At 57.3% G+C, this 24,594-nt stretch carries 15 protein-coding genes and 3 tRNA genes; 5 read left to right on the forward strand and 13 right to left on the reverse strand.

The features are described from left to right. Positions 1 to 9: 9 nt before the first annotated feature. Both KKO72_RS10930 and KKO72_RS10935 read right to left on the reverse strand, forming a co-directional pair. Positions 10 to 86 (reverse strand) — tRNA-Asp (locus KKO72_RS10930). 29 nt (positions 87 to 115) lie between these two features. Next, positions 116 to 191: transfer RNA gene (locus KKO72_RS10935), tRNA-Asn, on the reverse strand. A 211-nt stretch (positions 192 to 402) separates the two neighbouring features. Between KKO72_RS10935 and KKO72_RS10940 the strand changes: the two genes are divergently transcribed. After that, positions 403 to 1,725, forward strand: a complete 1,323-nt coding sequence (locus tag KKO72_RS10940; protein ID WP_214938169.1) for a tyrosine-type recombinase/integrase — start codon at positions 403 to 405, stop codon at positions 1,723 to 1,725. A gap of 287 nt (positions 1,726 to 2,012) precedes the next feature. On the opposite strand, the gene KKO72_RS10945 is transcribed toward KKO72_RS10940, so the two are convergent. The 3 genes from KKO72_RS10945 to KKO72_RS10955 all read right to left on the reverse strand — a co-directional run bounded on the left by KKO72_RS10945 (position 2,013) and on the right by KKO72_RS10955 (position 4,938). Continuing rightward, positions 2,013 to 3,380: a deoxyguanosinetriphosphate triphosphohydrolase family protein gene (locus KKO72_RS10945; RefSeq protein WP_214938171.1), complete on the reverse strand. Its 1,368-nt coding sequence runs from the start codon at positions 3,378 to 3,380 to the stop codon at positions 2,013 to 2,015. A gap of 627 nt (positions 3,381 to 4,007) precedes the next feature. Continuing rightward, a complete protein-coding gene (locus tag KKO72_RS10950; protein WP_214938173.1) occupies positions 4,008 to 4,337 on the reverse strand; it encodes a hypothetical protein in 330 nt (109 codons plus the stop codon). A 154-nt stretch (positions 4,338 to 4,491) separates the two neighbouring features. Beyond that, complete coding sequence (locus tag KKO72_RS10955; RefSeq protein ID WP_251140587.1) at positions 4,492 to 4,938, reverse strand: DUF6573 family protein; 447 nt, start codon at positions 4,936 to 4,938, stop codon at positions 4,492 to 4,494. 347 nt (positions 4,939 to 5,285) lie between these two features. Here KKO72_RS10955 and KKO72_RS10960 point away from each other — a divergent pair, with 347 nt between their 5' ends. Then, positions 5,286 to 5,528 (forward strand): hypothetical protein, encoded by a 243-nt coding sequence (locus KKO72_RS10960; protein ID WP_214938175.1) that lies wholly within the window; start codon positions 5,286 to 5,288, stop codon positions 5,526 to 5,528. Between the two features lie 268 nt (positions 5,529 to 5,796). On the opposite strand, the gene KKO72_RS10965 is transcribed toward KKO72_RS10960, so the two are convergent. Together KKO72_RS10965 and KKO72_RS10970 are read right to left on the reverse strand one after the other, a co-directional pair. Beyond that, entirely contained in the window at positions 5,797 to 7,803 is a 2,007-nt protein-coding gene (locus KKO72_RS10965; RefSeq protein ID WP_214938176.1) for a site-specific DNA-methyltransferase, read from the reverse strand. A 9-nt stretch (positions 7,804 to 7,812) separates the two neighbouring features. Beyond that, entirely contained in the window at positions 7,813 to 10,542 is a 2,730-nt protein-coding gene (locus KKO72_RS10970; protein ID WP_214938178.1) for a DEAD/DEAH box helicase family protein, read from the reverse strand. Positions 10,543 to 10,764: 222 nt separating this feature from the next. Here KKO72_RS10970 and KKO72_RS10975 point away from each other — a divergent pair, with 222 nt between their 5' ends. The 3 genes from KKO72_RS10975 to dcm all read left to right on the forward strand — a co-directional run bounded on the left by KKO72_RS10975 (position 10,765) and on the right by dcm (position 14,954). Beyond that, complete coding sequence (locus tag KKO72_RS10975) at positions 10,765 to 11,436, forward strand: hypothetical protein (protein ID WP_214938180.1); 672 nt, start codon at positions 10,765 to 10,767, stop codon at positions 11,434 to 11,436. Positions 11,437 to 11,996: 560 nt separating this feature from the next. Next, positions 11,997 to 12,845 (forward strand): hypothetical protein, encoded by an 849-nt coding sequence (locus KKO72_RS10980; RefSeq protein ID WP_214938182.1) that lies wholly within the window; start codon positions 11,997 to 11,999, stop codon positions 12,843 to 12,845. Between the two features lie 693 nt (positions 12,846 to 13,538). Next, positions 13,539 to 14,954 (forward strand): DNA (cytosine-5-)-methyltransferase, encoded by a 1,416-nt coding sequence (dcm, locus tag KKO72_RS10985; RefSeq protein WP_251140588.1) that lies wholly within the window; start codon positions 13,539 to 13,541, stop codon positions 14,952 to 14,954. 254 nt (positions 14,955 to 15,208) lie between these two features. On the opposite strand, the gene KKO72_RS10990 is transcribed toward dcm, so the two are convergent. From KKO72_RS10990 to rpoC, 6 genes are all read right to left on the reverse strand, one after another. Further along, a tRNA-Phe gene (locus tag KKO72_RS10990) sits at positions 15,209 to 15,284 on the reverse strand. A gap of 56 nt (positions 15,285 to 15,340) precedes the next feature. Then, positions 15,341 to 16,021 (reverse strand): response regulator, encoded by a 681-nt coding sequence (locus KKO72_RS10995; RefSeq protein ID WP_078365483.1) that lies wholly within the window; start codon positions 16,019 to 16,021, stop codon positions 15,341 to 15,343. 40 nt (positions 16,022 to 16,061) lie between these two features. Beyond that, complete coding sequence (locus tag KKO72_RS11000; protein ID WP_371736867.1) at positions 16,062 to 18,341, reverse strand: ATP-binding protein; 2,280 nt, start codon at positions 18,339 to 18,341, stop codon at positions 16,062 to 16,064. Continuing rightward, on the reverse strand, positions 18,338 to 18,991 hold the full coding sequence (locus KKO72_RS11005; RefSeq protein ID WP_251140589.1) for a DUF4390 domain-containing protein: 654 nt from the start codon (positions 18,989 to 18,991) through the stop codon (positions 18,338 to 18,340). Before KKO72_RS11005 ends, KKO72_RS11000 begins: the two co-directional genes overlap by 4 nt. Further along, positions 18,948 to 20,270 carry a 16S rRNA (cytosine(967)-C(5))-methyltransferase RsmB gene (gene rsmB, locus KKO72_RS11010; RefSeq protein ID WP_214938185.1) on the reverse strand — a complete coding sequence of 441 codons (1,323 nt, stop codon included), beginning with the start codon at positions 20,268 to 20,270 and terminating at the stop codon, positions 18,948 to 18,950. Before rsmB ends, KKO72_RS11005 begins: the two co-directional genes overlap by 44 nt. A gap of 76 nt (positions 20,271 to 20,346) precedes the next feature. Continuing rightward, complete coding sequence (gene rpoC, locus KKO72_RS11015) at positions 20,347 to 24,561, reverse strand: DNA-directed RNA polymerase subunit beta' (protein WP_214938187.1); 4,215 nt, start codon at positions 24,559 to 24,561, stop codon at positions 20,347 to 20,349. Between the last annotated feature and the right edge of the window lie 33 nt (positions 24,562 to 24,594).

Here is a 24,594-nt window from a genome sequence, read left to right on the forward strand (position 1 = left end):
CATCACTTTTGGCGGAGTGGACGGGACTCGAACCCGCGACCCCCGGCGTGACAGGCCGGTATTCTAACCAACTGAACTACCACTCCACTCGGTTTCTTTTACATCACAAAAAATATGGCTCCTCGACCTGGGCTCGAACCAGGGACCTACGGATTAACAGTCCGGCGCTCTACCAACTGAGCTATCGAGGAACAATGTGGCACAAAGAAAAGCCCATCACAGGGATGGGCTTTTACCATTTCTGGTGGCCTGGGGCGGAATCGAACCACCGACACAAGGATTTTCAATCCTACGACATGTGCAAAATCTTTTGATTTCGCGCCGTCATTGAGTATCTGGGTGGTCTAATTGCACACGTTTGCACACAGAGCAATTGTACACCATAGTTTTTAGGCATTGCACATGGGCATTAAGCAGCTTCCCTCTGGCCGATTTAGGCTCCAAGTCCGGCGTGCAGCGTTGCAGATTGATGAGGTGTTTGAGACGCGCCAAGACGCGGAAGCATCCCTAAAGCTCCACACGGGCGGAGCGACCGGCACCGCGGCAAAGAAAACGCGCAGCATCACTCTGGATGATGCCTGGGGACTCTATAAGGAGACGCGCGACTACCTGGAAAAAAAGCCCAACACCCGCAATTCTGAGGAAACCCACATCAAGCCCGTGCTGCAGGTCCTGGGCTCCAAACCAGTGAAAGGTCTGACAGCCGATGACATTGACGCCTTCATTGTGAAAAGGACCAAAGCCGGCAAGGCACCGGACACCATCCGCAACGAAGTTGCCGCCCTGTCCTCCGTCCTGAACTATTGCCGAAAACACCATATCGTGGTGGCAAACGTTGCCATTGGCATCAAGCGCCCCAGCAAATTGCCAACCGTTCACCGCATGCCCCCCGGGCATCAGGGAGCGCTCATGAAAATTCTGGCGCATCCGAAATACCGCTTCCGTGCGGTCGCGCGGCTGGCCTTGCTGGTACGAGAAACTGGGGCACGGCCTGGGGAATGGGTCAATGTCCAGTGGGATGACATCCACTTAGATCAGCACCGAGTGGTTTTCAAAAACACAAAATACAAAGGCATGCCGCGCACGGTGCCACTGACAAAAGCCGCCATGGCGTTGCTGTCTGCCCAATTGGAAGACATCACCATCAATATGCTCGATAAGTTCGGGGCAAGCGATTGGGTGTTTCCCACCCTGAGCCGCGAGGGTGAAATTACACCCCTCCCCTACAGCGGTGCAGTGCGGGACATGAAAAAGGAAGAGCTTTTGCCAAAGGGCTTGCGCACCCACAATGGTCGGCACGAGTTCATTTCCAGTCTGGTCGAAAGCTCAGATCTGGACGACTCCCGCATCATGGCGCTGGTTGGACACCACAGCCCGACGTCCATGCAAATTTACGTGTCGGCCCGTAACGTCCGGTTCTTGCCCCAACTGGAAGCCCTGGAAGAGGGTCGACGCAAGGAGCGCAGTAGCGAACTGGCAAAGGCCATGGGGGTGCCAACGGCGCTTATCGACTCGTATCTGGTACATGCCAGGAACGAGGAAAAAGCGGACAACCTTGACGACACTGGCGACGAGCTACTCTACCAAGCTAACGCTCTTGAAAAAATCAGGACGGTCGCGGACCGCCTTGGCTCCAACGAAAGCGACCGCATGCGCACCCTGCTGAAAATTCGCGCCAATTCCACCAAAAAGCCTGTTCCTCCGCCCAGAGGAAAAGGGGCGTGATGCCCATGAGTGCAGTCAATCGGGCCAGTAGCTGCCGAGACTTGACCCCAAGCCAAACCACCGCCAAAGTCAGGAGATGTGGAATCTCAACTATAGGGCGAGTCCGCGCCACAGCGAACATTGCCTCCTAACGGCTAGGTGGAAATCATAAGATTTTTAGAACGCAATATTTACCTGGCTCCGACCACCGAGTACACCCATAAACGAACTAAGCTTTGACCACAAGGTCAAGATATAGAAAATCAACACGACAAAGCTTTTAGGAGCAGCTGAAACCGTACACTGCCTCATATTGGTTTATATATTGATGGGCCTGTTTCTTTGAGACGGTTATAGAACTCAATTGCGTACCTATCTGTCATTCCAGCAACAAAATCACAAACAACACGATATTTTGCAGCTTTCCCCTTCAGACCAAGGTACATCTGTTGAACATCGTCAGGAAGAAGTTGATATCCACCATCAGTTGTCAACATTTTAAATATTGTCTTTACTAGTTCATACCCTCTATATTCGACGACTTTCAGTCTGGGAGACATAATGTTAACAAGATAATTAAAATGCTTTAGAACTTCGATTTTTATCTTGATATCCGGTCGAATTTCGACTTGACCAAATTTGCTTTGACTATCAGTTTTAACATTCACCGAAATTCCCCGCATAAAGTTACCAATAAGCTCGGACGTAAATGCCGTGCGAAGAAATCCATCATTTGCAATCTTTTTTGAAATCACATACCCCATCTCTGGCACTTCACCCTCCCACATATGGAATAGGTCTTTAAATGCATCAAATACATCGAAATAATCAGCTTCAGGGACTTCCTTTCTGAGTTTTTTGAGGATACCTTCAACTAATTTTTGGTTTGAATGTATTTTTGTGAGTATTGCTAGAGGATGTGTAAAGCCGCCTTTCATTGAATCCTCGAGGTCAAAAGTCGAATAAGCGATGTCATCGGCCACATCCATTAATTGACACTCGATAGTCTTGAACTTCTTCCCTTTTGTCGGCTCCCCGACATGCATTTTTATGCGTGCAACCAGTGCTGCCTCGGAAGCGTAGTATCCCTTCTCAAGCTTTTCTTTGGTCACCCGCTTCGTTTTTATCTCGTGATCATACTTAAGGACAGAGGCCAGCGTCCTATAGGTCAAATTCAGCCCGAGTCGCACGTCTCGACCTTTATCATCGAATGGGGTCTCTGGCGAACGATATGGATGACTACGCACAACCTTTTTTTCGACGGTCGACAGAATGCGCAGTGTCTGAGCATTTCCCTCAAACCCTCCAAATTGTTTCATGCAATCATCAAGAGCTTTCTCGCCATTGTGGCCAAACGGCGGGTGTCCGAGATCATGGGCCAGCCCAGCAAACTCTACCAAATCAACATCTATTGGATTGGCCTCGTAAGCCGGGCATTGCACGTTTACCTGGATCGCCAAATCTTTTGCAATTTGAGCAACCTCCAAGGAGTGAGTCAGCCTGTTTCGAAAAAAGTCCGATTCATGACCAGGGAACAGCTGCGTCTTACCTTGCAAACGCCTCGCTGCTGGTGAATGCAGAAGACGCCCATAGTCTCTTCGAAATGCAGTTCGACCAACATCAGGCTGCTCGTCTTCAAGTTGTTCACGCGCATAGTCACCTTGGCTATACAGCATACCGCCCTCCCCACTATTGCACCTATGTTTCTAGGCTTCCACCCACAACGCTAACTAGGCACTCTTTGTCTCACTCGATTACCGGCCGATGCCTTGCGTTCATGGTGCAGAGGAGAGGGTGCTCGCCTCTTTGCGTCCATATTATGAAAAAAACTGAGATGTCTTACTGCTGCTTCCTTCGCAGACTTCACCGATTGAAAATCTGCTACCTTCAAGTCTTCCTCGTTCATTCGTCACACTCCTAGTGTTGAACTTTGGTCCCTAATTGGACAGTATTGCACTTCCGCTAGGGAAATTGCATCAATAAATTGCTTTTTTGCAGAAAACTGTTGCTTTTTCGGAAACGCTCCAAGCTTGGGATTAGATGTTGAAATGCAAAAAATTCTCATCACCCAAAACGGAACCGGCCCTCCAACAACACACTAGCCCTAGCATCCCTTGTGAACAGCCCCAGCGCTTGCTCACACCACATGCATATGAATCAAGTACGTGTAGCACAATTAAATGCACTGAACATAGCCACAATCACCAGAGCATATCAAAGGTGCATAGAAAGATTTTATTTTAGTGATAAGAGAATACCCTGACAAGGCGACGTTCCCGACCGCGTGCCTCGGATGCGGCAAGCTAACAAATGCCATTAGCCTGCCAACGGCGCTTATCGACTTGTATCTGGTACATGCCAGGAACGAGGAAAAAGCGGACAACCTTGACGACACTGGCGACGAGCTTCTCTACCAAGCTGACGCTCTTGAAAAAATCAGCACGGTTGCAGACCGCCTTGGCTCTACCGAAAGTGACCGCATGCGGACCCTGCTCGAAATTCGCAGCAAATCCACCAAAAAGGCCCCCCCCCAGCCCAAGATAAAAACGGCGTGAGGCCCAGTGGTTAATACAGCCCGTCGCTTCCAGTGCCTGTTCCCACATCGATACCACCACCAACGTCAAGCATGCCATGGTCGCCAAACTGGTGCAAGTCCAACCCGTATGGATTGCCCCCGACATCCATCCCGCCAATGTCGCCCAACATTGGTAACCCGGTTGCGGGATTAATGTCAGGGGTGACGGGGGGCATGTCACCGCCGAAAAGCCAATTCCAGATACCCATACCTCAATCCTCCCCCGGCATCATCACTGTAATGACCGGCTCCGCTGCATCGCCGGGGCCAATATGCATGTGCAATGTCACCTTGCGCGGCATGCGTCCCCTGCCACCGCGTGGCACGCGGTACAAGGTGAAAGCAACGGTGCCTCCCTGCGCAAGGCGCGCGGCCAAGTGCGCAATCCAGAGAACGTCCCACAACCGCCCAGACTCGTCTTGATGAGTTTGGCGACTGCTATCGCGGTCACCCCATTCAACGCAATCAGACCAGGCTGCGCTGGTCAGTGCCACGGGCACGCTGAACCCGGCTTCCTTAGCCATCACAGACACATCCACAAGCACACCATCTGAAATTGCCTGTGCCCTGGAGTAACCGAAAACGACCGACCCGAACGGTGCGCTCTCGTCGTTCGTTGCTGCCTGGTCAATGGATTGGTTGCTCGCTTGGTTTTCCATGGGGTATTCCTTTCGGGTTTGGTTTGCATATCTCATGCAAACCTGCCCGTTGGCGAAACTGGGGGTAACAAGGGCAAGCGCGATCTGGCGCAGGGGTATCACCCGGTCTGCACGCAAGGAAGATGGGGGAGGCCGCCAGATAGGTCGCAGACTTCACGCTTGCCCGGCGTGAGGGGGAGTCCCCTTAGTTGGCAGCGCCCGCATTGGTAGCTTGTTTTCCTGCCGCCATCAAATTTTCTGAAAATATTTCAAAAAATATAAACACCGGTCAATACACGGAATGACTGACCGCACTTCGCGACAGCCACTCTGCAACAGGTTTAAACAATTTTGGAAGTAATAGCGTTATGAAAAGCTCTTGGAAAACAACCCGTGGTGACACCACATATTATTTTGAACAATCCGGCGACCGCTTTAGCTACGGCGGGCCAACCTGCACCAGCCTATGGATTCTGTCCAAAACCGAGGGGGAAGAGCACATGTCGCGCTTCCCTGACATGCACGTGCGTTTAAACGCCACATGTGCTGAGGTGGAGGACGCCTTTTTTGAGATGCTCTGTGACGTACGAGACGATGATTTTGACTATTAAGAAAGGGGCCTTTGGCCCCTTTCTTAAATGGGGTAACGTCGTTGCGAAAGCAATGGCGTGGATTTGGGGGAGCCAACGCAGGCGGCGGGGGTATGTGCGGACTGTGGGCAAGCCATGCCGCAGCCCACAGGTTGCACATTCCCCCTTGAGTGGCACCGCGATAGGGATTGCTACCGTTAGGCCGGGACTACAGGCCCGGCGTGCGCAGCACGTAAAGCCCGGACGGCCAACAGGCCGTATCGCTCGGAGTTTGCAACCCAGGGACGAGCTACGCCGTCAGCGAAACAATCCGCTCTTCACCCAACATGTCGATGACTTTCACGGCGACAACTGACCCAACCGGAGGCGCTGCCAACTCATAGCGTCCAGCTACAAGGTCTTGCTTTCGCTCGGGCACGTCAGCAAGGGTCACGTTGAAAACGGCTCCATCGTGATCAGCGTCAATGAGAACGCAGTCCACCACTGCACGCCAGTCCGGTATCTGTGCTCGGAAAATGCCCTCTTGCAAATCCAGCCGCGCGATGATGCTGGGCGATACCACGTCGGCAATCGTCACTATCAGCTTGTCACCTTCACGCTGAACGCTGGCCTGCACCGACATCGGCTCGTGCTTGATGAAGCCCCCTGCCTTGCGGTCAGTACGCAACTCAATCAAGTGGATTTTGTTGATAGGCCGGTTGTGGTTGTAGTGCTCCACCCATTCGCGCGCCTTGTGCTCTTGTCCCAGACTCACAACCAACAAGTCGCGCTCTTCTTCTGGCCGGTTCTTGAGTTCGGAGCGCAGAGCCTCCAAGTCCAGCGGCGTGAGCGGATGATTCAAGGGGATGATTTTGACCAGCATCTTGCCGCGCGTACCGTCAAAGTACGGGTCGGTGCGGGTGCGCATGATGCCCAGGTGCTCGCATGCCAGTTCAACGGCCTCGTTGTGCTGGATGTGCAAGTCGTAGTCGTTCACGCGCCAGGTGGAGAACGTCAACTGGCAAGGCACAGGCGGTGCATCGTCACGGGCAACTAAATCACCTTGTGATGCGCTGGATAGCACCACTGCTTGCTCCCGCATAACGCCTTGCAAGCGTTTGGCAGTGGTCTGAATTGCACCCTTGTTGATGTCGCAACCAATCCAGCGTCTGCCGAGCTTTTGGGCCGCAGCTGCTGTCGTCCCGGAGCCAATGAAGCAATCCAGCACGAGGTCGCTTGGCGATGTTGCTATTTCAAGCATCCGCTCTATTAGCTTCTCCGGCTTTTGTGTTGGGTAGTCAGCGCGTTCCTCAGCCTGTGAGTTAATCGGAAAAATGTCATCCCAGAGAGTAGTCAGCGGCTGGCCCTCCAACTCATCAAGGTACCTCTTGTAGCGTGCTACTCCATTTGCCGTGTATTGGATACGCCCGGCATCGTGAAGCTCCTGCATGCGCTCCTTTCGCACGCGCCAGACTCTATTAACACCATTCCAATCGTAAGTCAGGGTTGGTCTGTTCGGGTTGGGATTCACCATATTGTCCAGCGTAAAGCGGCGCCCATCAGCATCCGCCTGCGTGAATCTGGCCAAGTAGTCATCTGTATATTTCAATCTCGGGGGGTGCCACTCCGGTTCGTCAGACGGAGAGAAAACAAGAATGCTGTCGGTTGCAACGCTTAACCCCATGGAAACATTTCCTCGTGGAGAGGCGCGCTTCCAAATGATTTCCGTGATCAACTTTCCGGAACCAAATACCTCTTCGCCAAGACATCTCAAATGATGGCTTTGGTGATAGTCACAATGAATCCAAAGCGTGCCATGCTCTGTGAGCAACTCCTTCAACATCAATAGCCGCTCATACATGAACTGCAGATAGTTGTCATTGCTCCAGATGTCGGTGTACTGCACCTGCTCGCCCAGCGCATAGTCTTCACCGTCAATCTTGAGCGTACCCTTGGGGCCACGCAATTGCACTTTGCGTACGTAGTCCGCCCCACTGTCAAACGGCGGGTCTATGTAGATCAGCTTGACCTGCCCTCGAAAGCCGTTTGCCAGCAGGTGCGCCAAAACCTCCTTGTTATCCCCGTGATACAGCAGGCCGCTTTGCGGCAAGTCCTTGGGCCACTTGGACCAATCGGCAGAACTCGGGGGCAAGGGGTGTGCGGCATCCTCCGCACTGAATCGCTCAACATGCTGAGCAGGGAACGCAGTGACACGGCCCAGCGGCTTCTTGCCTACCCAACTCAACATAGGCCGCCCCTTGGCGCGGCCTACCGTCACGTCTGTCGGCTTCTTCTTGGTCTTGGCTTGTTCAGTCATAACGGTCTATCAGGTGGCCGCAGGCGCGGCAATTACTTTGGCGGTGATGAAGTCCAGCACGGTCTTTTTGCCCTCGTCATGCAAAGCAGTATTGGCAAACATGACGTGGTAACTGAGGCGGTCGGGATTGAGCTGTTCCCACCGTTTCAAAGCCACAGCCTTGCGACCTTCCAGCGTTTGGGCAGCTTCACCCAACGCGTGGCGGGCCAAATCCGCATCAATGTCCGGGCTGAGCTTGTCGTTTTTCACCTCAACCACAAGGTGCTTGCCATCTGCACGGCGCAGCACGAAGTCCGGCGTGTAAGTGTGCCAGCGCCCATCGTCGCCCAGGTACTCGGCACGCAAGTCGGTCTTACCGGCATCGGTAAGGCCGCCCGTGAACCAAAGGCCTTCAATCTGGTGGGGGTGCGCCTGGAGCAGGCCCAGCGTCCAGTCCAGAAACTCGGCCTCTGGGTTGGAGTCAAAGTTGTAGCCCTCATAGTGGAAACTGTTAAGCAGGGCGTGTGCAGCGTCGGCGGTCTCGTTTGCCGTCTTATAGAGGTGCTGGTTCTTCTTGTCAAAGCTGATGCGGGCGGTATAGACCGGCTTGCCGTTGACTTCGGCAACATCGAAGCCATCGGCCTTGACCAGCGCCACAGCCACCTCAATTTCGTCCCATGCCTCTTCATACTGGTTACGCTGCGCCTCAATCTGCTGCCCCAGGGCATCTAGATGGTGGTCAGGCACTTCCTGTGTTTCGTAGACTTGGCGAAGTGCGGTCAGCAGTTCGGTGGTGGGCAGGTGGTGGCATGCCGCCAGTCTGGCGGCGGCGGTGTAGCAATCCAGAACCGGAGTGAACGACTCCAGCAGCACGTCGGCGGCATCCAGCCGTTGCATGCGAGTGTCACCGCTGGCGGTGAGCACCGGGCTCCACGTTTGAACCACAGGGCCAACGGGTGCAGACACATCGGGCAAGGAGAATACCAATGGCGCTACATCAGCGGGGACTGCCTTGCGCTGGATGCGGAGCACGCGTTTCTTGATCAGCAAAGCTGGCAAGTGCGGCTTGTGCAGGTGAATGGTCTTTTCAACCCGCTCGGCCTGCTGGATGTCCAGCGCCTTGAGGCTGGTACCGTAGGTCTCGGTCAACTGGTCTTCCAGTGTCTTTTTGTTGCTGGCCGTCAGGTACACGCGGGCAGGCTTGGTATTTCCTGGCACCTGGCGTAGGCACCGGGTGGCCGCCTGCAGCACAAAGTTGTTGCTGGTGGCGAGCTTGCGCACCAGCGCACAGGCAAACAGGCTGGGGCAATTCCACCCCTCGGTGCCCATGTTGACCAGCAGCATGACGCGGTGCGGTGCAGCTGGTTCGCGCGCCACGGCTTCAAAGCTGCGCCGGGTCGCCTCGCTGGATTTGTTGTCTACTGCCAGCAGGGTGTCCGGGCCGATGCCGTGGGCCAGCAACGCGGACTCAATGGCGGGTCGCAACTCGTCGCGGGTTTCGAGGTTTGGGAAATACAGGGCCAGACGTGCGGGGGCCCCCGTCTCCAGCGAGACGGCCCAATAGTCCGTCACGAAGTCATCGACCACGCATTGCACCATGTACTCAGCATCACCGTCCCCCAGCTCCAGCACCTTGATGCCGTTGGCCAGCTCTTTGAGCACGCCGTCACGGATGCCCTCGCCCAGCCCGTACCAGACCACCACGTCCCGTAAGGGTTGCCGCTCGAAGTACGGCGTGCCGGTGGCGTTGATGGTGACGATAAGGTTGGTTTCCTGCGCCAGGTAGTCAATGGTGCGGCGCACCTTCTTGATGCCGTCGTCCTTGAACACCAGTTCGCCGGATTCCTTGTCCTTCTCCCACTTGCCCAGCAGCTTCTGGCCGTAGGTGTGGTGCGCCTCGTCGGAAAAAACGGCCAGGTGCGGCAATGAGGCGATGGCTTGCAGGCGCAAATTGGCCATAGCTGTCGCCTCTTCGTCCTTGGTGCCCGCGAACAGCCGACTCTGTGCCGAATTGCGCACCGTGGGTTTTTGAATGCGGATTTTCTCGGTATTGGTGACGATGACGTTAAAGCTACTGCCCAAGGTGATGGGGATTTGCTTGTCACCGTCGCGCGTGAAGGTGAGCTTCAGGCTGGCCGCGAACGGCTTGTGCAGGCGTGCGGGCAACAACCGCTCAAACGGGATGTCCGCCAGTTCCCGCAGGGCACTGAGGATGGTCTTGCCTGGGGCAAAGACCAATGCGTTCTGCACAAACGGGCCGTCCGGGTACTCCAGGGCCATGGCGAACTCGGTCGCAACGATGGAGCCCATGAGGATGGTCTTGCCCGCGCCCATGGCTAACGCCAGGATGTAGCTGGGGTAATCCAGCGAGAAGGTCTCGCGCAGGCTCTCCAGTCCGTGCTTACGGACGAACGCATTGTCTGATTGCAGCAGCTCTAGAACCGCGTCCAAGCCATCGTCGGCAATCATGTCCACGATTTCGCGCGAAGTCAGGCCCATGGCCTCGCGCCGGTCCTTCGGCTTCGGAAACAGGGTGGCGTACAGGTCAGGAATGCGCGGGGTTTTCAGCACCAACCGCAGATACCAATAGGTCTCAAGTGCCCGGAACTGCGCCCGGCGCAAGTACCTGAGTTGGTCGGTAGCCGGGTCTTCCAGCGCGAAATCCAGAATTTCACCGATTGCCGGGAAGTCTGGGCACTCGTATCGGGCCTTGCGCCACTCGTCCACACGGACGGTCAAGGCTTGAAACAGGTGATTCATTGAAGAAAAGGGGGGGTCTGCTGCGTAGCAGGAAGTATCGCACCTGTCCAAGGGCAAGACGGTCGTCTCCAGAGTAAACCAGTTGTCATAAGCGCCCACTCCCCCCTTTTTACAGGGTCCACGGCTGCGATTTTTTGCGATCAGACGTACGCAAATTTAAACACCGCTCTCTATCTCTTGATGCCATCGATTTTGATGGTGCTTCTAAAGGAAGAGATACACATGACAGACAAAATTCGTTCTGCAATTGCAGAGCTCAAAAACCGCCCTTGGACTGCGGCCACCCAAGACCTGTGTCAGCTTGACATGGGCTACGACACATTTGTCCGCACAGCAAGCAAAGGACTATATGAGCCATCGATTGTTGTAATAGCCTCCCGCAACTTTGCGACCCTGATTCCGCGCGGGCTCCATCACAGCCCTGCGCTTGTAATTTGGCTCCCCACCGCGCTTGACCAAGCGACTTATCTTCTTCCCTACGTAACCCCAAAAGCCGTGGCACACACTTCTGCGGATTTGCGTAGGCGCGACCTGGTTGTTAGCTGGACATGCGCTGGCAAGTCCTTTCTCGCCAAGTTGAGTGCCCTCCAAGCGAGCATAGACAAACAGGCCGCAGAGGGAGCTCTGCCTCTCATCATTGCCTCCGAAACCTATACGGCCATCTCCGTCCTGCTGTTGGGCGAGGACTTTCTGGAAGAGCTGTCGCACACAGGAAGCCGTTGCGGAGAACACTACCATCCCCAGCGCGAGCACACATCAGAAGAACTGACTACCGCGATGAGGCACAAATGGTCACATGCTACGTTGGCCGAAGAATGCATTTTTCAGGAATCACGCGATTCCGAGATACTGCTACGCCCACGCCGCGCCTTCCGCCCTGACTGGATTGTGTAGTGCGGCGCGTGGGCTCTGGGCTTTGGGGGAACCGCCGCGGAATGACGGCGGGGTCAGCGCATCGCTGCGCGCAAACCCCTGGTGCAGCTCGTCGCTCCAGCGACGACAAGCCAGGTTGGGGGAGCCAGGCCCGAGCCACTGGTCAAGTGGCGACCGCGCCCCAGCGCGGACGGGTAGGCGCACGGTGAGCACAGCCGAACCTGCGCCGAAGCCTGGGGGCATCGCCCCGCCCCCCGGTCTAGAGGACGGGGCAAGGGGAAAAGAGTCGCCAGACCGTAGCGACCGCTACGCGTTAAGGGGCGGGCTTGTGCCGCCACCGCCAACGGCTTTTCCCCTTGCCCCGACATCGCAGATGCCAAGGGGGGCGCGGTATTCAGCCGTGACCTGCCCCTAGGCAGGTAGCGACCGGCACACCGTCCAGGCGTGGAAAGGGCGTGATAGGCGGTCTCCCTTGTGCCTGCGAGGCAGGCGCTTGGCGCCTCAATGTGGCGGCTGTGAGGCGTAGCTACACACAGCAGGAGCACAAGAGTGTGCTCCGCAACAGACACAAGGAGACACCAATGTCCAACGACAATCTTTCCCTCTTCGCGCAAGCTGCGCTCACCCCATCCCTCGATTGCGAAGCCGAGGCAACGCCACTGGACAAGCGCATCGTCGGCGAACGCAACCGCCTGACGCTGTGCCGATACCTGCATCGGTTTGGTTGGCTCACAAGTCGGATGATTGCCAGGCTGGTTTGGGGCGATGCCTCACAAGCATGGCCGATGGCCCGTCGTACGCTAAAGGCATTGCAAGATGACTGCATGGTCATCAGGCGGGCTCTGCCACAGGGAGGCGATGTCTATCTGCTTTCCGCCAAGGGGGCTCGCTTCCTTAACGAACGCGAAGGTGTTGATGCAGGCAGTGGGCAAGGCCTCGCCCTAGGCAACCCGGTGCATCGCGCTTGCAGCAACTGGGTTCTGATTGATGCCCTGCGCAACGGTTGGGAAGTGATTACGGAGCACGAGATTTCCACCGACCGCAGCCCGGTCAGAGTGCTTGATGGTAAGCAGCCCGACGGTATTTTGCTGGGAGAAGGCGAAGCCATATGGGTCGAGTGCGAAAACGCCTGGAAGTCCATCAACGCGCGCAAGTCCATCGTCACGTTTTGCAGCCGTCATCTTGACCTGGACAAAATGACGATGATTACCCCGGACTATCCCCTGCGCCAAGTGACTGTCGTGGCGACGAACATGGACGCACTACGTCATATGGCTGCCAGTTTTCAACAGGCCTACCGAGACCATGCCATCCGCGAGGGTCAGTTACAAATGGTGAACGTTGCCCTGCTGCCCATATCCCGCAGCTTGGTGCCCAGTGAACAGGTGGACGGCAATTTGTGGTCCGACGTAATGCTGCCCGCTATGTAGTGGCGCAGTCGTGACAGCGAAAAGGGTGGCCTTCGAGTCACCCTTTCTCGTTGCAGGACCGGGAGACGCCAAAACCACCTACACAAAGTTAGATGCAGAAACATACATAGCAGGTTTACGTACCAACCTTGTTTTGTTTTTTGTATCAGCTTTTAACTAGAACCAAGGTTGTCAGCTGTTGGATGTTGGTGAAGTTCTGAGAGAAGGCAAAACACCCCCCTACCCGCACGGTGCTGCAGGGGGATGTGGTTTGCCTCGAAATTTGGATGCTGGAGCCAGCCCGTCGTTTCAGGCGCAACGGTGGGATGCGTCCCCACGTTGCACAGCATGACTTATGGGCGGTTCGCATCCGTCCCCGTCGCGCCTCTTGCTGTACCACCCGGCGCCGCGACCATGACTCACGCTTGTCGCTATGTACGGGCGCGTGGTGTTGAGCCCTCTCCACCGTACGCAAACGTATAGCGACCACATATAAAAAACCCCCACTTTTTTGCGGGCGGCCAACGATTTGTTTGTCAGATCTCGCAAGCGAGATCAAGTTTTTCGACTTTTCCTTGCTTTGTTTCGAGAAAGGCTAAAACCCATTGGCTTTACGACTCAGCCCGGCACACAACGCCGCACTGAGTCTTACAAGTTTTTGCTTTCGCAATCCACTTTTGTACGTCGTCGCCGGGATGCAACCCGGAGACGTTCATGCAAACCAACTGCGCGCAAGCCAGCACATCCACTACCCCCGCAACCCATCGCGTCATTGAGCTTTTCGCTGGTGTCGGTGGTTTCCATTTCGGCCTGGAGCAAGCCAACCAGCAACGCCAAGCACGCGGCCTACCCCGTGCATTCAATGTTGTCTACGCCAATCAATGGGAACCCAAGGGAAAGCACCAGCACGCTGCCCGCGTTTATGAAGCACAGTTTGGGCTTGCACCCGTGTGCCGCGACATGATGCAAGTGTTGGATGACAGTGCGGAAATGGCACGCATACACGCCCTAGCCCCCACCATGGTGGTGGCGGGCTTTCCCTGCCAGGACTACAGCGTTGCCAAGCCCAGCGCCATGAGCGAGGGCATCGAGGGCAAAAAAGGGGTACTGTGGTGGGGCATACACCGCATGCTGCAGGCCCGCATTGCCGCTGGTCAGCCTGTGCAGCAGGTCTTGCTGGAGAACGTGGACCGCCTCATTAGCAGCCCGTCTGCCTGCCCTGGCCGCGACTTCGCCATCATCTTGGCAAGTCTGCAGTCCCTGGGCTACGGCGTGTCGTGGCAGGTGGTCAACAGTGGCGAGTATGGGTTTGCTCAACGGCGCAAGCGGGTCTTTATCGTCGCGGTGCATCAAAGCACGGCGCAGTTCCAGCGCTTGAAGCAAGCAACCACGGGCGACCTGTCCGAGCTGCTGGTTGATGCAACGCCCTTGGCCCAGGCATTGCCGGTACAACTAGCCCATGCTGTTACCAGCTTCGAGCTGAGCGGAGATGTCTATGCAGCCCAGGAGCGCTATCAAGCTGCCGATGGCGGCAAGTCACAGTTTGCGAACGCTGGCGTGTGCATTGGCGGGCGAGTCTACACCGGCAAGGTCCGTGCTGTCGAACTGCAGGACTTCACAGCGTTTACCGGGCAGGCCCTGCCGCTGACCTTGGGCGACGTAGTGGCCCAGACCCAGAGCGTGCCTGAGAGCTTCTACATCCCCGACGCATCAATTTCTCAGTGGGAATACGCCAAGGGTGCAAAGGCCGTCCCGCGCGTGAGCGCCACCGGCTTCGCCTACAACTTCACCGAGGGGGCCATGGCCTTCCCCGATGCATTGGACCGGCCATCGCGCACCATCATCACGAGCGAGGGGGGAACCTCAGCCTCACGTACGAAGCACGTTGTGCGGGGTGCGAACGGTCGTCTGCGCCGCTTGGTGCCCGAAGAGCTTGAAGCCTTGAACGGATTCCCCCGAGGATTCACCCAATTGGACGGGGTGAACGACATCGCCCGCGCCCGTCTGATGGGCAACGCGCTGATAACGGGCGTGGTGGCCAGCATTGCTGCAGCCATGCTGGACGAGACGCCCGCGCCTTCTGTTGAGATGGCTTCCCGGACCGGCCAAAGCCATTCGTTGCCTGACTAGAGCATCTAAACCGCAAGCCTTTTGCCATTCACAGCACCCCTCAGGGTGCTTTTTTTTAGTCAGAAGGAACCTTTATCACCGTGCAACTGCCACCTCGATCAGCTTTATTGGAGGGGACAGGCCGCTCGTCACCCAATTAGCAGTCGCAGAAATGCACATACGTGTGCAGCAATTTTGCACATGGATTTCAAAAAAAGTGGGGAGTAGAAATAGGAAAACCCGCATAAAACCTAGGTTTCATGCGGGTTCCAATATGGTGGCCTGGGGCGGAATCGAACCACCGACACAAGGATTTTCAATCCTCTGCTCTACCGACTGAGCTACCGGGCCTAAGCCTCATAGTATAGCAGTTTGAATGCGCAGTTCTGGGCCAAGGCCTCAGATTTTCAGTTGCGTTTTGTACGCGACAGATTCACACCCAACTGTTTGAGCTTGCGGTAGAGGTGCGTGCGCTCCAGACCGGTCTTTTCCGCGACACGTGTCATGGAACCGTTCTCCTTGGTCAGATGGAATTCAAAGTAAGCCTTTTCGTACTCGTCACGACCTTCGCGCAAGGGTTTGTCGAGCATGAAATTCTGCGTTGACTGCGGACCGAGATCGGCCACCGCCTCATGATTTACACCCACGATCTCGCTGACCTTGATCAGGCTGTCGACACGTGGGCTCATCAGACCGGGCAGTGGCGCAGCCTGCTTGCGTGGTGAGCCCCGCGCCAGGCCCTGCTCCACCGCTTTGAGAAGCTTCTGCAGGGTGATGGGTTTTTCAAGAAACGCCAACGCGCCGATACGTGTGGCTTCCACCGCTGTGTCGATGGTGGCGTGACCACTCATCATGATCACCGGCATGGTCAGCGCACCGGTGGCAGACCACTCCTTGAGCAAGGTGACGCCGTCGGTATCAGGCATCCAGATGTCCAGAAGCACCAAGTCAGGTCGCTCACGGTGCCGGGCAGCACGCGCTTGTGCAGCGTTTTCGGCCAATTCGACGGTATGTCCCTCGTCGTTGAGGATGTCACACAACAAATCACGAATCCCCAGTTCGTCATCCACCACCAAAATGTTTGCCATGTTGTGCCGTTTCCCTTAAATGTGCCTGCTTTGTGCAGCCTTACGTCGTCTGATGCGTCTGTGCGCGTTCCACACTGAATGATAACGACACCTGGGCACCTAACACCTGCCCATCCTGCAGCCGATTGGTGATTTCGACCCGGGTACCGTGCTCGTCTGCTATCTTTTTCACGACAGCCAGCCCCAGACCGGTGCCTTTGTCCTTGGTGGTGACATAGGGCTCGAAGGCACGTTTGAGGATGTGATCGGGAAAACCGGTGCCACTGTCCTGCACACTCAGACGCACACGCTGCGTGCCTGGCAACCATCGGGTTCGGAGCAGGACCGGGTGCTCCGGGCTGGCCCGGCCAGCACTGACTGTGGCGTCCTGTGCGTTTTGCAACAGGTTGTGCAGCACCTGGCGCAGCTGCTGAGGGTCACCCAGCACAGGGAGGCAGGCTGGGTCCAGCTCGGCAAGAATGGGAACCTGGGCGTGGTCAGGTGCATACAGGTTGAGCACCTCTTGCACCAGTGCATTGAGGTCAAGGGCTCTGAGTTCCGCCGCAGGCAAACGGGCGTAGTCACGAAACTCGTTGACCAGACGTTTCATGGCCTCCACCTGGTCAACAATGGTTTTGACAGACTTGGCCAACAGGGTCTGTTCTGTGGCGGCCAGCTTGCCGGTCAGCTTCATCTCCAGGCGCTCTGCCGAGAGTTGGATCGGGGTCAAGGGGTTCTTGATTTCATGGGCCAGTCGCCGCGCCACCTCGCCCCAGGCCTGGGCGCGCTGGGCAGACACCACCTCAGAAATGTCGTCAAATACCAACAAATTTTGGTTGCTAGGCAGTTCGGCGCCACGTGCAATCAGGGTGATGGTGGTGTTGCTGGGGCGGCCCGTCGGGTCCAGACTGGTATTGCCCAGCTCGAACGACTGTTGCCAGTGGTCCAGGTTGCGCTCGCGGCCATAGGCCAGAAAAGCTTCGAACTGTTGCTGCACCGCTTGACCGAATGCTGCCAGCTCCTCGATGTCAACCAGGCGTCTTCCTTCGTAAACCGCCAGCGGCAGCTTCAGAATGCGGGTGGCACCTGGGTTGGACGAGACGATGGTTCCGTCCGGCGCCAACACCAGCACTCCGGTGGTCAGGTTGTCCAGGATGGTTTGCAAATGGGCTCGTGCTGCGTTGGTTTGCGCCATGCTGGTGTGCACCGCCTGGCGTGCCTCCAGCAGCTGCTGGGTCATGTCGGCAAAAGAGCGGGTCAGGCCATCGAGTTCATCCTTGCCGCGCAAGGATGCCTTGGGCGAGAGGTCACCCGCAGCCACCTCACGCACACCATCAGCCAGCACCAGCAAGGGCCGGGCAATCTGGTTGCCCATCACCACCGCCAGCAACACACCACCAAAAACCGCCATGAACAGGCTCAGCGTCAAGGTGCCGATGTACATACGACGCAGGCCTTCACGCGCCAGGGCCCGCTCCTGGTATTCGCGGTTGGCCTGGGTCACAGCCAACGCATTCTCCACCAGCGTGGTTGGCAAAACCTTGCCCGCCAACAAGTACCGCGCTTCGCCCAGCGTGCCCACCGCAGCACTGTTGATCAGCGCCAGAACCTTGATTCGTGCGGGTGTTGCACCGGGTACCAACCCCTCATCCAGGCCCTCGATCCAGGTGATGGCACGTTGACTGCGAGCGGCTCGAAACTGCTGAGGCGTGGGCATCTCCGGGGTCAACTGGTAGCGCGATTCACCCGCCGCAGCCACCAGACGTCCCGAGGCACGCCAGAGTTGCAGGTCATCCGCCCCCATGGCGTCGCGTGCACGCTCCAGCGGCAGCGCCACCGTGACGTCAGCCTTGTCAGCCAGCTGGGCTGCTGCGGTGCGGGTTTTCCCCTCCAAGTCGGCAGACAAAGCCTCCAGCGTGGTGCGGCCCAGATTCAATCCTGCAGCCAGCGCGCCTTCAACTTCAACGTCAAACCAGCTCTCGATGGAGCGCGACACAAACTGGTAAGACACCACATAAATCAGGACACCCGGCGCAAACCCGGCCAGTGCAAACACGGCGGCCAGCTTGACCAGCAAACGGCTACCGAACTTCTTTTGCCGCAAGCGCTTCACCAGCCGCCAGGCAATCCAGGCAATCGCCAGCAGCAGCAACACAGCTACCACCACATTGACGGCAAACAACACCTGGTAGTTGCGCTCGTACAAGACCCGGTTGCTGGTGGCTTGCGTCAATAAAAACATGAGCACCAAACCCACAGCTACCATGGCCGTCAGGCCAAAACCAATGGTCCAGCGCAGCGCCTTGGATTTTCTGGATGCCTCAGCGCCAGTGGCACTCACTTGACACGCTCCAGGTCAAGTGGCTGCGACTGCCGCAGTTCGATCATCCAATCTGACTGCCCCAGGGTGCCAATCTGCAGCGGCCGGGGCAGTTGTGAAGTGTCCAGTTCAAAGCTGAAATCCACCAGATATTTGTTCCCAGGCGGGAGGTCTTGCACCTCGGCGATCTTCCAGCGCGAGATACGGCGCACCACCGCCATGGCATCGTCCAGACTCTCAAAACTTTGACCCAGCGTGAGCCCTTGGGTGGTTTCGTTCATGTCGGCGGCACCGATGGTAAGTCGCCAGCGCCGTGTCAGGGGATGGTAGGCCAAACGCATACGCCGCTGCGCCGTGGCGATGGTCTTGCTGGTCCAATACCAGCGTTCGCGCAGCAGTTCGGACTGCGCCACAAAGTAGATGGGAATCCCTTTGTACAGCGCGTCTTCCACCACCACAGGCAGCTCAAACTTGAGCTGGACCGACAACAACAAGCTGCTGTCCGAGCGCTCCAGCGTCAAAGTCGGTCGACTGCCTGACTCTGCGGCACTGGCGTTTGCAGCGGCCGCAGGCGTCCACGCCTGCAGCCAACACAGCAGAACAGCCGCCAACAGCCCAGCCCAGCCGCTAGGCCGCTTGTTTGTCGAATAACGCGTAATAGAAGCCATCATGGTCACCGATGGGATTGTCGGCGGGTGTTGCCCCCTGTGGCGCACCGTGAGGCAACAAATGCCCCGGGGATCTCAGCATTTTGGCGTCACTGTGGTTGGCAAGAAACGCGGCCACCTGCTGCGCCCCTTCTTGGCGAAACACCGAGCAGGTGCAATACAGCAGTCGGCCACCCGGTTTCACCAGGGGCCACAGCGTGTGCAGCAAACGCGCCTGGATGGCGGCCAGTTGGGCAATGTCGGTCTGGCGCCGCAGCCAGCGGATGTCCGGATGCCTGCGAACAATGCCCGCAGCCGAGCAAGGGGCGTCCAGCAAAATCGCATCAAACGGGGAGCCGTCCCACCAGGCAGACACATCGGCGGCGTCTGCCGCGACCACCTCTGCCTGCAGGCCCAGGCGGTCCAGGGTCTGGTGGATACGTTCACAACGCAGCGGATCCACGTCCAGTGCGGTGACCTGGGCCGAACTCAGCTCCAGCAGATGGGCGGTTTTGCCACCGGGTGCGGCGCAGGCATCGAGCACCCGCAGTTCGTCCACCGGCATCAGACCGGACAACAACAGGGGGGCCGCCAGCTGTGCTGCGCTGTCCTGCACCGACACCCAGCCTTGCTCAAAACCGGGCAAGTGCTGCACTGCACAGGCACTGGCCAGCACCACACCATAGGCTCCGATCAGGCTGGCCGGGATGCCGACCTCAGACAGTTTTTCAAGATACTGGGCCGGTGTGCCCAGGCGGGCATTCACACGCAGCACCATGGGTGCGTGCTGGTCGGCCGCCGCCAGGATGGCTTGCCACTGGTCGGGCCAATCGGATTGCAGTTGCTTGATCCACCAAGCCGGATGGTTCCAGCGCGCCACCGGGTCCTGGTCCGTCTGCGCCACCAAGACCTCACGTTCACGCACAAAACGCCGCAGGCAGGCATTCACAAAAGAGGCCTGGGCCTTGAGGGCAGGCGTGCGTTTGGCGCACTCCACCGTCTGGTTGACCAGCGTGAAGGCATCGTAGGAGGCGTCTTGTGGGCGCCACAACAAGGCCAGCGCGGTACACAACAAGGCATCCACGGCAGGCGGAGGGGTACGGGACGCCAGCAGCTTGCGCAGCGCCTGAGCACGCCCCAGAGAGCGCAGCACCTCAAAACTCAGCGCCTGGACACCGGGCCGCAGCGCAAGCGCCACCGCGGCCAAAGCAGTCGTCCCCGACTGCCCCTGCCGGATGGCCTGCAGCACCTGGGTGACCGCTTGTAGCTGGCGCCACAAAGGCAATCGCTGTTCGTCGTTCATCACATTTCAGGTATAAAAAACGCCTCAGACCCTTATATATCGGGCGTGAGGCGCTATATATTACAGAGCGTTGCGCTTATTCGGCTGCAGCGCCCTCTCCCAGCTCGGCTTCACTTTCACCGGCCAGTTCAGCGGCTTCGGCTTCGGCAATGGCACGACGCTCGGCATCATCCATGTTTTCACGCACATTGCGCGCTTCGTGGTAAGCCATACCGGTACCGGCCGGGATCAGACGACCCACGATCACGTTTTCCTTCAAGCCACGCAACTCGTCGCGTTTGCCCATGATGGCGGCTTCGGTCAGCACACGGGTGGTTTCCTGGAAGGACGCCGCAGAGATGAACGAGTCGGTGGACAACGATGCCTTGGTGATACCCAGCAGCAGGTTGGTGAAGACGGCAGGCACCTTGCCTTCGGCGCGCAAGGCGTCGTTGGTGTTGAGCATTTCCGAGCGTTCAACCTGTTCACCATTGATGTAGGTGGAGTCACCAGCGGCTTCCACCACCACGCGACGCAGCATCTGACGCACGATCACTTCAATGTGCTTGTCATTGATCTTCACACCTTGCAAGCGGTACACGTCCTGCACTTCGTCAACGATGTAACGCGCCAGTTCTTCGGCACCCAGCAGGCGCAAGATGTCTTGCGGGTCAGCCGGGCCGTCCACCACGGACTCGCCCTTGTTGACGATCTGGCCTTCGTGCACCAGGATGTTCTTTTCCTTGGGCACGAGTTCTTCCCAGACCTTGCCTTCGGGGTCGGTGATCTGCAGGCGGATCTTGCCCTTGGTTTCCTTGCCGAAGGAAATGGTACCGGTCATCTCGGCCAGCACACCCTTGTCCTTGGGTGAACGGGCTTCGAACAACTCAGCCACGCGCGGCAGACCGCCGGTAATGTCGCGGGTTTTCTGACCTTCGACCGGGATACGTGCCAGCACTTCGCCGGGGCCCACGTCCTGACCGTCACGCACCTGCACCAGGGCACCAATCGGAAAACCGATGGTCACCGAGTGGTCGGTGCCAGGGATCTTGACTTCGTTGCCATTGGCGTCGATCAGCTTGACCTGCGGACGCACCACCTTGGCGGAACCACGGCGTTTCGGGTCGATCACCACCAGGGTGGACAAACCGGTCACTTCATCGACCTGCTTGGCCACCGTCAGACCTTCTTCCACATTCTCGAAGTGCGCTTTACCGGCGAATTCGGTGATGATGGGGCGGGTCAGCGGGTCCCAGTTGGCCAGGATCGTGCCAGCCTTGATGGTCTGGTCGGCCTTGATCGTCAAAATGGCGCCGTAAGGCACTTTGTGACGTTCGCGCTCACGACCATGTTCGTCTTGGATGATGATTTCGCCGGAACGGGAAATCACCACCAGGTCGCCCTTGCCGTTGGTCACATAACGCATGGTGGCGTTGAAACCGATGTTGCCGTTGGACTTGGCTTCCACGCTGGACGCGATGGCCGCACGCGAAGCCGCACCCCCGATGTGGAAGGTCCGCATGGTCAGCTGGGTACCGGGTTCACCGATCGACTGCGCCGCAATCACGCCCACGGCTTCACCGCCGTTGACCAGACCACCACGGCCCAGATCGCGGCCGTAGCACTTGGCACAGATACCAAAGCGGGTTTCGCAGGTCAGCGCGGTGCGGACCTTGACCTCGTCGACGCCAGCGGCTTCGAGCATCTCGATCATGTCTTCATCGAGCATGGTGCCCGCAGGTGCCAGCACCGAGCGGTTTTCCGGATGCAGGATATCGTCGGCAGCGGTACGGCCCAGGATACGGTCACGCAAAGACTCGATGGTTTCACCACCTTCGACGATGGCGCGCATCAGGTAACCGGCGTGGGTGCCGCAATCCTGCTCGGTCACCACCAGATCCTGGGTCACGTCCACCAGACGACGGGTCAGGTAACCCGAGTTGGCGGTTTTCAAAGCGGTATCGGCCAGACCCTTACGCGCACCGTGGGTGGAGATGAAGTACTCCAACACGTTCAGACCTTCGCGGAAGTTCGCGGTGATGGGCGTTTCAATGATCGAGCCATCGGGCTTGGCCATCAGACCCCGCATACCGGCCACCTGACGGATCTGCGCTGCAGAACCGCGGGCGCCCGAGTCAGCCATCATGTAGATGGAGTTGAACGACTCTTGTGGCACCTTGTTGCCATGACGGTCAATGACGGTCTCCTTGGAGAGTTGCCCCATCATCACCTTGGACACTTCGTCACCGGCTTTGCCCCAGATGTCCACCACCTTGTTGTAGCGCTCACCAGCAGTCACCAGACCGGATGTGTATTGCTGGGCGATTTCCTTAACCTCAGCTTCAGCACGTTCGATGATGCCCGGCTTCTCAGTGGGCACCAACATGTCTTCGATCGAGATCGAGATACCGGCACGGGTTGCCAGACGGAAGCCGTATTGCAACAGCTTGTCGGCAAAAATCACCGTTTCCTTCAGACCACACTTGCGGAACGAGGCATTGATGAGTCGGGAGATTTCCTTCTTCTTGAGCGCCTTGTTGATGAACTCAAACGGCAGGCCCTTGGGCAGGATTTCGGACAACAGGGCACGGCCAGCAGTGGTTTCCCACAGCTTGGTCGAAGGCACCAGTTCACCGGTTTCCTTGTTCTTGGTGTACTCGGTCAGGCGCACATTGATACGTGCACTCATCTCGACTTCACCCGCATCAAAAGCGCGCTGGACTTCGCTCACATCCGAGAAGATCAGGCCTTCACCCTTGCCGTTGATGCGGTCACGGGTGGTGTAGTACAGACCCAGCACCACGTCTTGAGACGGCACGATGGACGGCTCGCCATTGGACGGGAACAGCACGTTGTTGGAGGCCAGCATCAGGGTGCGGGCTTCCATCTGTGCTTCGACCGACAAAGGCACGTGAACGGCCATCTGGTCACCGTCAAAGTCGGCATTGAAGGCCGCGCACACCAGCGGGTGCAGCTGAATCGCCTTGCCTTCGATCAGGATCGGCTCAAACGCCTGGATGCCCAAACGGTGCAGGGTTGGTGCACGGTTCAACATCACCGGGTGTTCTTTGATGACCTCTTCCAGAATGTCCCAAACCACCGGCGTGCCGGTTTCGACTTCCTTCTTGGCCGCCTTGATGGTGGTGGCAATGCCCATGGCTTCCAGGCGCGCGAAGATGAAGGGCTTGAACAGCTCCAGCGCCATCAGCTTGGGCAAACCACACTGGTGCAGCTTGAGTGTCGGGCCCACGGTAATCACCGAACGGCCAGAGTAGTCAACGCGTTTACCCAGCAAGTTCTGACGGAAACGACCACCCTTGCCCTTGATCATGTCGGCCAGCGACTTCAGGGCACGTTTGTTGGCACCGGTCATGGCTTTGCCGCGACGGCCGTTGTCCAGCAAGCTGTCCACCGACTCTTGCAACATGCGCTTTTCATTGCGGGCAATGATTTCAGGTGCTTTGAGTTCCAGCAAACGGCGCAGACGGCTGTTGCGGTTGATCACGCGACGGTACAGATCGTTCAAGTCAGACGTGGCGAAACGGCCACCATCCAGCGGAACGAGCGGGCGCAGGTCGGGTGGCAGCACCGGCAACACGTCGAGCACCATCCACTCGGGCTTGATGCCCGATTTTTTGAACGCTTCGAGCAACTTGAGGCGCTTGGTGTTCTTCTTGATCTTGAGTTCTGAGCCGCTGGGGTCGTTGCGCAGCTTCTCGATTTCGCTCTCAATATCGAGGTTTTGCAGCAATTCCTTGACGCCTTCAGCACCCATCTTGGCCTGGAATTCGTCGCCGTATTCCTTGAACTTGGCGTCGAAGTCGTCCTCACTCATGATGCTGAATTTCTTCAGCGGGGTCATGCCGGGGTCGGTCACCACGTATGCTTCAAAGTACAACACACGTTCGATGTCGCGCAGGGTCATGTCCAGCACCAAGCCCAAACGGCTGGGCAGGGACTTCAGGAACCAGATGTGGGCGCAAGGTGCAGCCAGGTCGATGTGACCCATGCGTTCACGACGCACCTTGGTCTGGGTGACTTCAACGCCGCACTTTTCACAGATCACACCACGGTGCTTCAGGCGTTTGTACTTGCCGCACAGGCATTCGTAGTCTTTGATGGGGCCAAAGATCTTGGCGCAAAACAGACCATCACGCTCAGGCTTGAAGGTGCGGTAGTTGATGGTTTCGGGCTTTTTCACCTCGCCAAAAGACCACGAGCGGATCTTTTCGGGCGAAGCCATACCGATCTTGATCGCATCAAAATGTTCGTCGGGCGTGAATTGCTTGAACAGGTCGAGTAATGATTTCATGAGACAAATTCCTTTTAATCGGTGGAAAGCAGC

This window comes from Rhodoferax sp. U11-2br (assembly GCF_018619435.1).
Taxonomy (GTDB): Bacteria; Pseudomonadota; Gammaproteobacteria; order Burkholderiales; family Burkholderiaceae_C; genus Rhodoferax.

Coding starts and splice junctions, on each gene's coding strand:
- KKO72_RS10940 (WP_214938169.1), top strand. CDS start 403: ATGGGCATTAAGCAGCTTCCCTCTGGCCGATTTAGGCTCCAAGTCCGG.
- KKO72_RS10945 (WP_214938171.1), bottom strand. CDS start 3,380: ATGCTGTATAGCCAAGGTGACTATGCGCGTGAACAACTTGAAGACGAG.
- KKO72_RS10950 (WP_214938173.1), bottom strand. CDS start 4,337: ATGGCATGCTTGACGTTGGTGGTGGTATCGATGTGGGAACAGGCACTG.
- KKO72_RS10955 (WP_251140587.1), bottom strand. CDS start 4,938: ATGGAAAACCAAGCGAGCAACCAATCCATTGACCAGGCAGCAACGAAC.
- KKO72_RS10960 (WP_214938175.1), top strand. CDS start 5,286: ATGAAAAGCTCTTGGAAAACAACCCGTGGTGACACCACATATTATTTT.
- KKO72_RS10965 (WP_214938176.1), bottom strand. CDS start 7,803: ATGACTGAACAAGCCAAGACCAAGAAGAAGCCGACAGACGTGACGGTA.
- KKO72_RS10970 (WP_214938178.1), bottom strand. CDS start 10,542: ATGAATCACCTGTTTCAAGCCTTGACCGTCCGTGTGGACGAGTGGCGC.
- KKO72_RS10975 (WP_214938180.1), top strand. CDS start 10,765: ATGACAGACAAAATTCGTTCTGCAATTGCAGAGCTCAAAAACCGCCCT.
- KKO72_RS10980 (WP_214938182.1), top strand. CDS start 11,997: ATGTCCAACGACAATCTTTCCCTCTTCGCGCAAGCTGCGCTCACCCCA.
- dcm (WP_251140588.1), top strand. CDS start 13,539: ATGCAAACCAACTGCGCGCAAGCCAGCACATCCACTACCCCCGCAACC.
- KKO72_RS10995 (WP_078365483.1), bottom strand. CDS start 16,021: ATGGCAAACATTTTGGTGGTGGATGACGAACTGGGGATTCGTGATTTG.
- KKO72_RS11005 (WP_251140589.1), bottom strand. CDS start 18,991: ATGATGGCTTCTATTACGCGTTATTCGACAAACAAGCGGCCTAGCGGC.
- rsmB (WP_214938185.1), bottom strand. CDS start 20,270: ATGAACGACGAACAGCGATTGCCTTTGTGGCGCCAGCTACAAGCGGTC.
- rpoC (WP_214938187.1), bottom strand. CDS start 24,561: ATGAAATCATTACTCGACCTGTTCAAGCAATTCACGCCCGACGAACAT.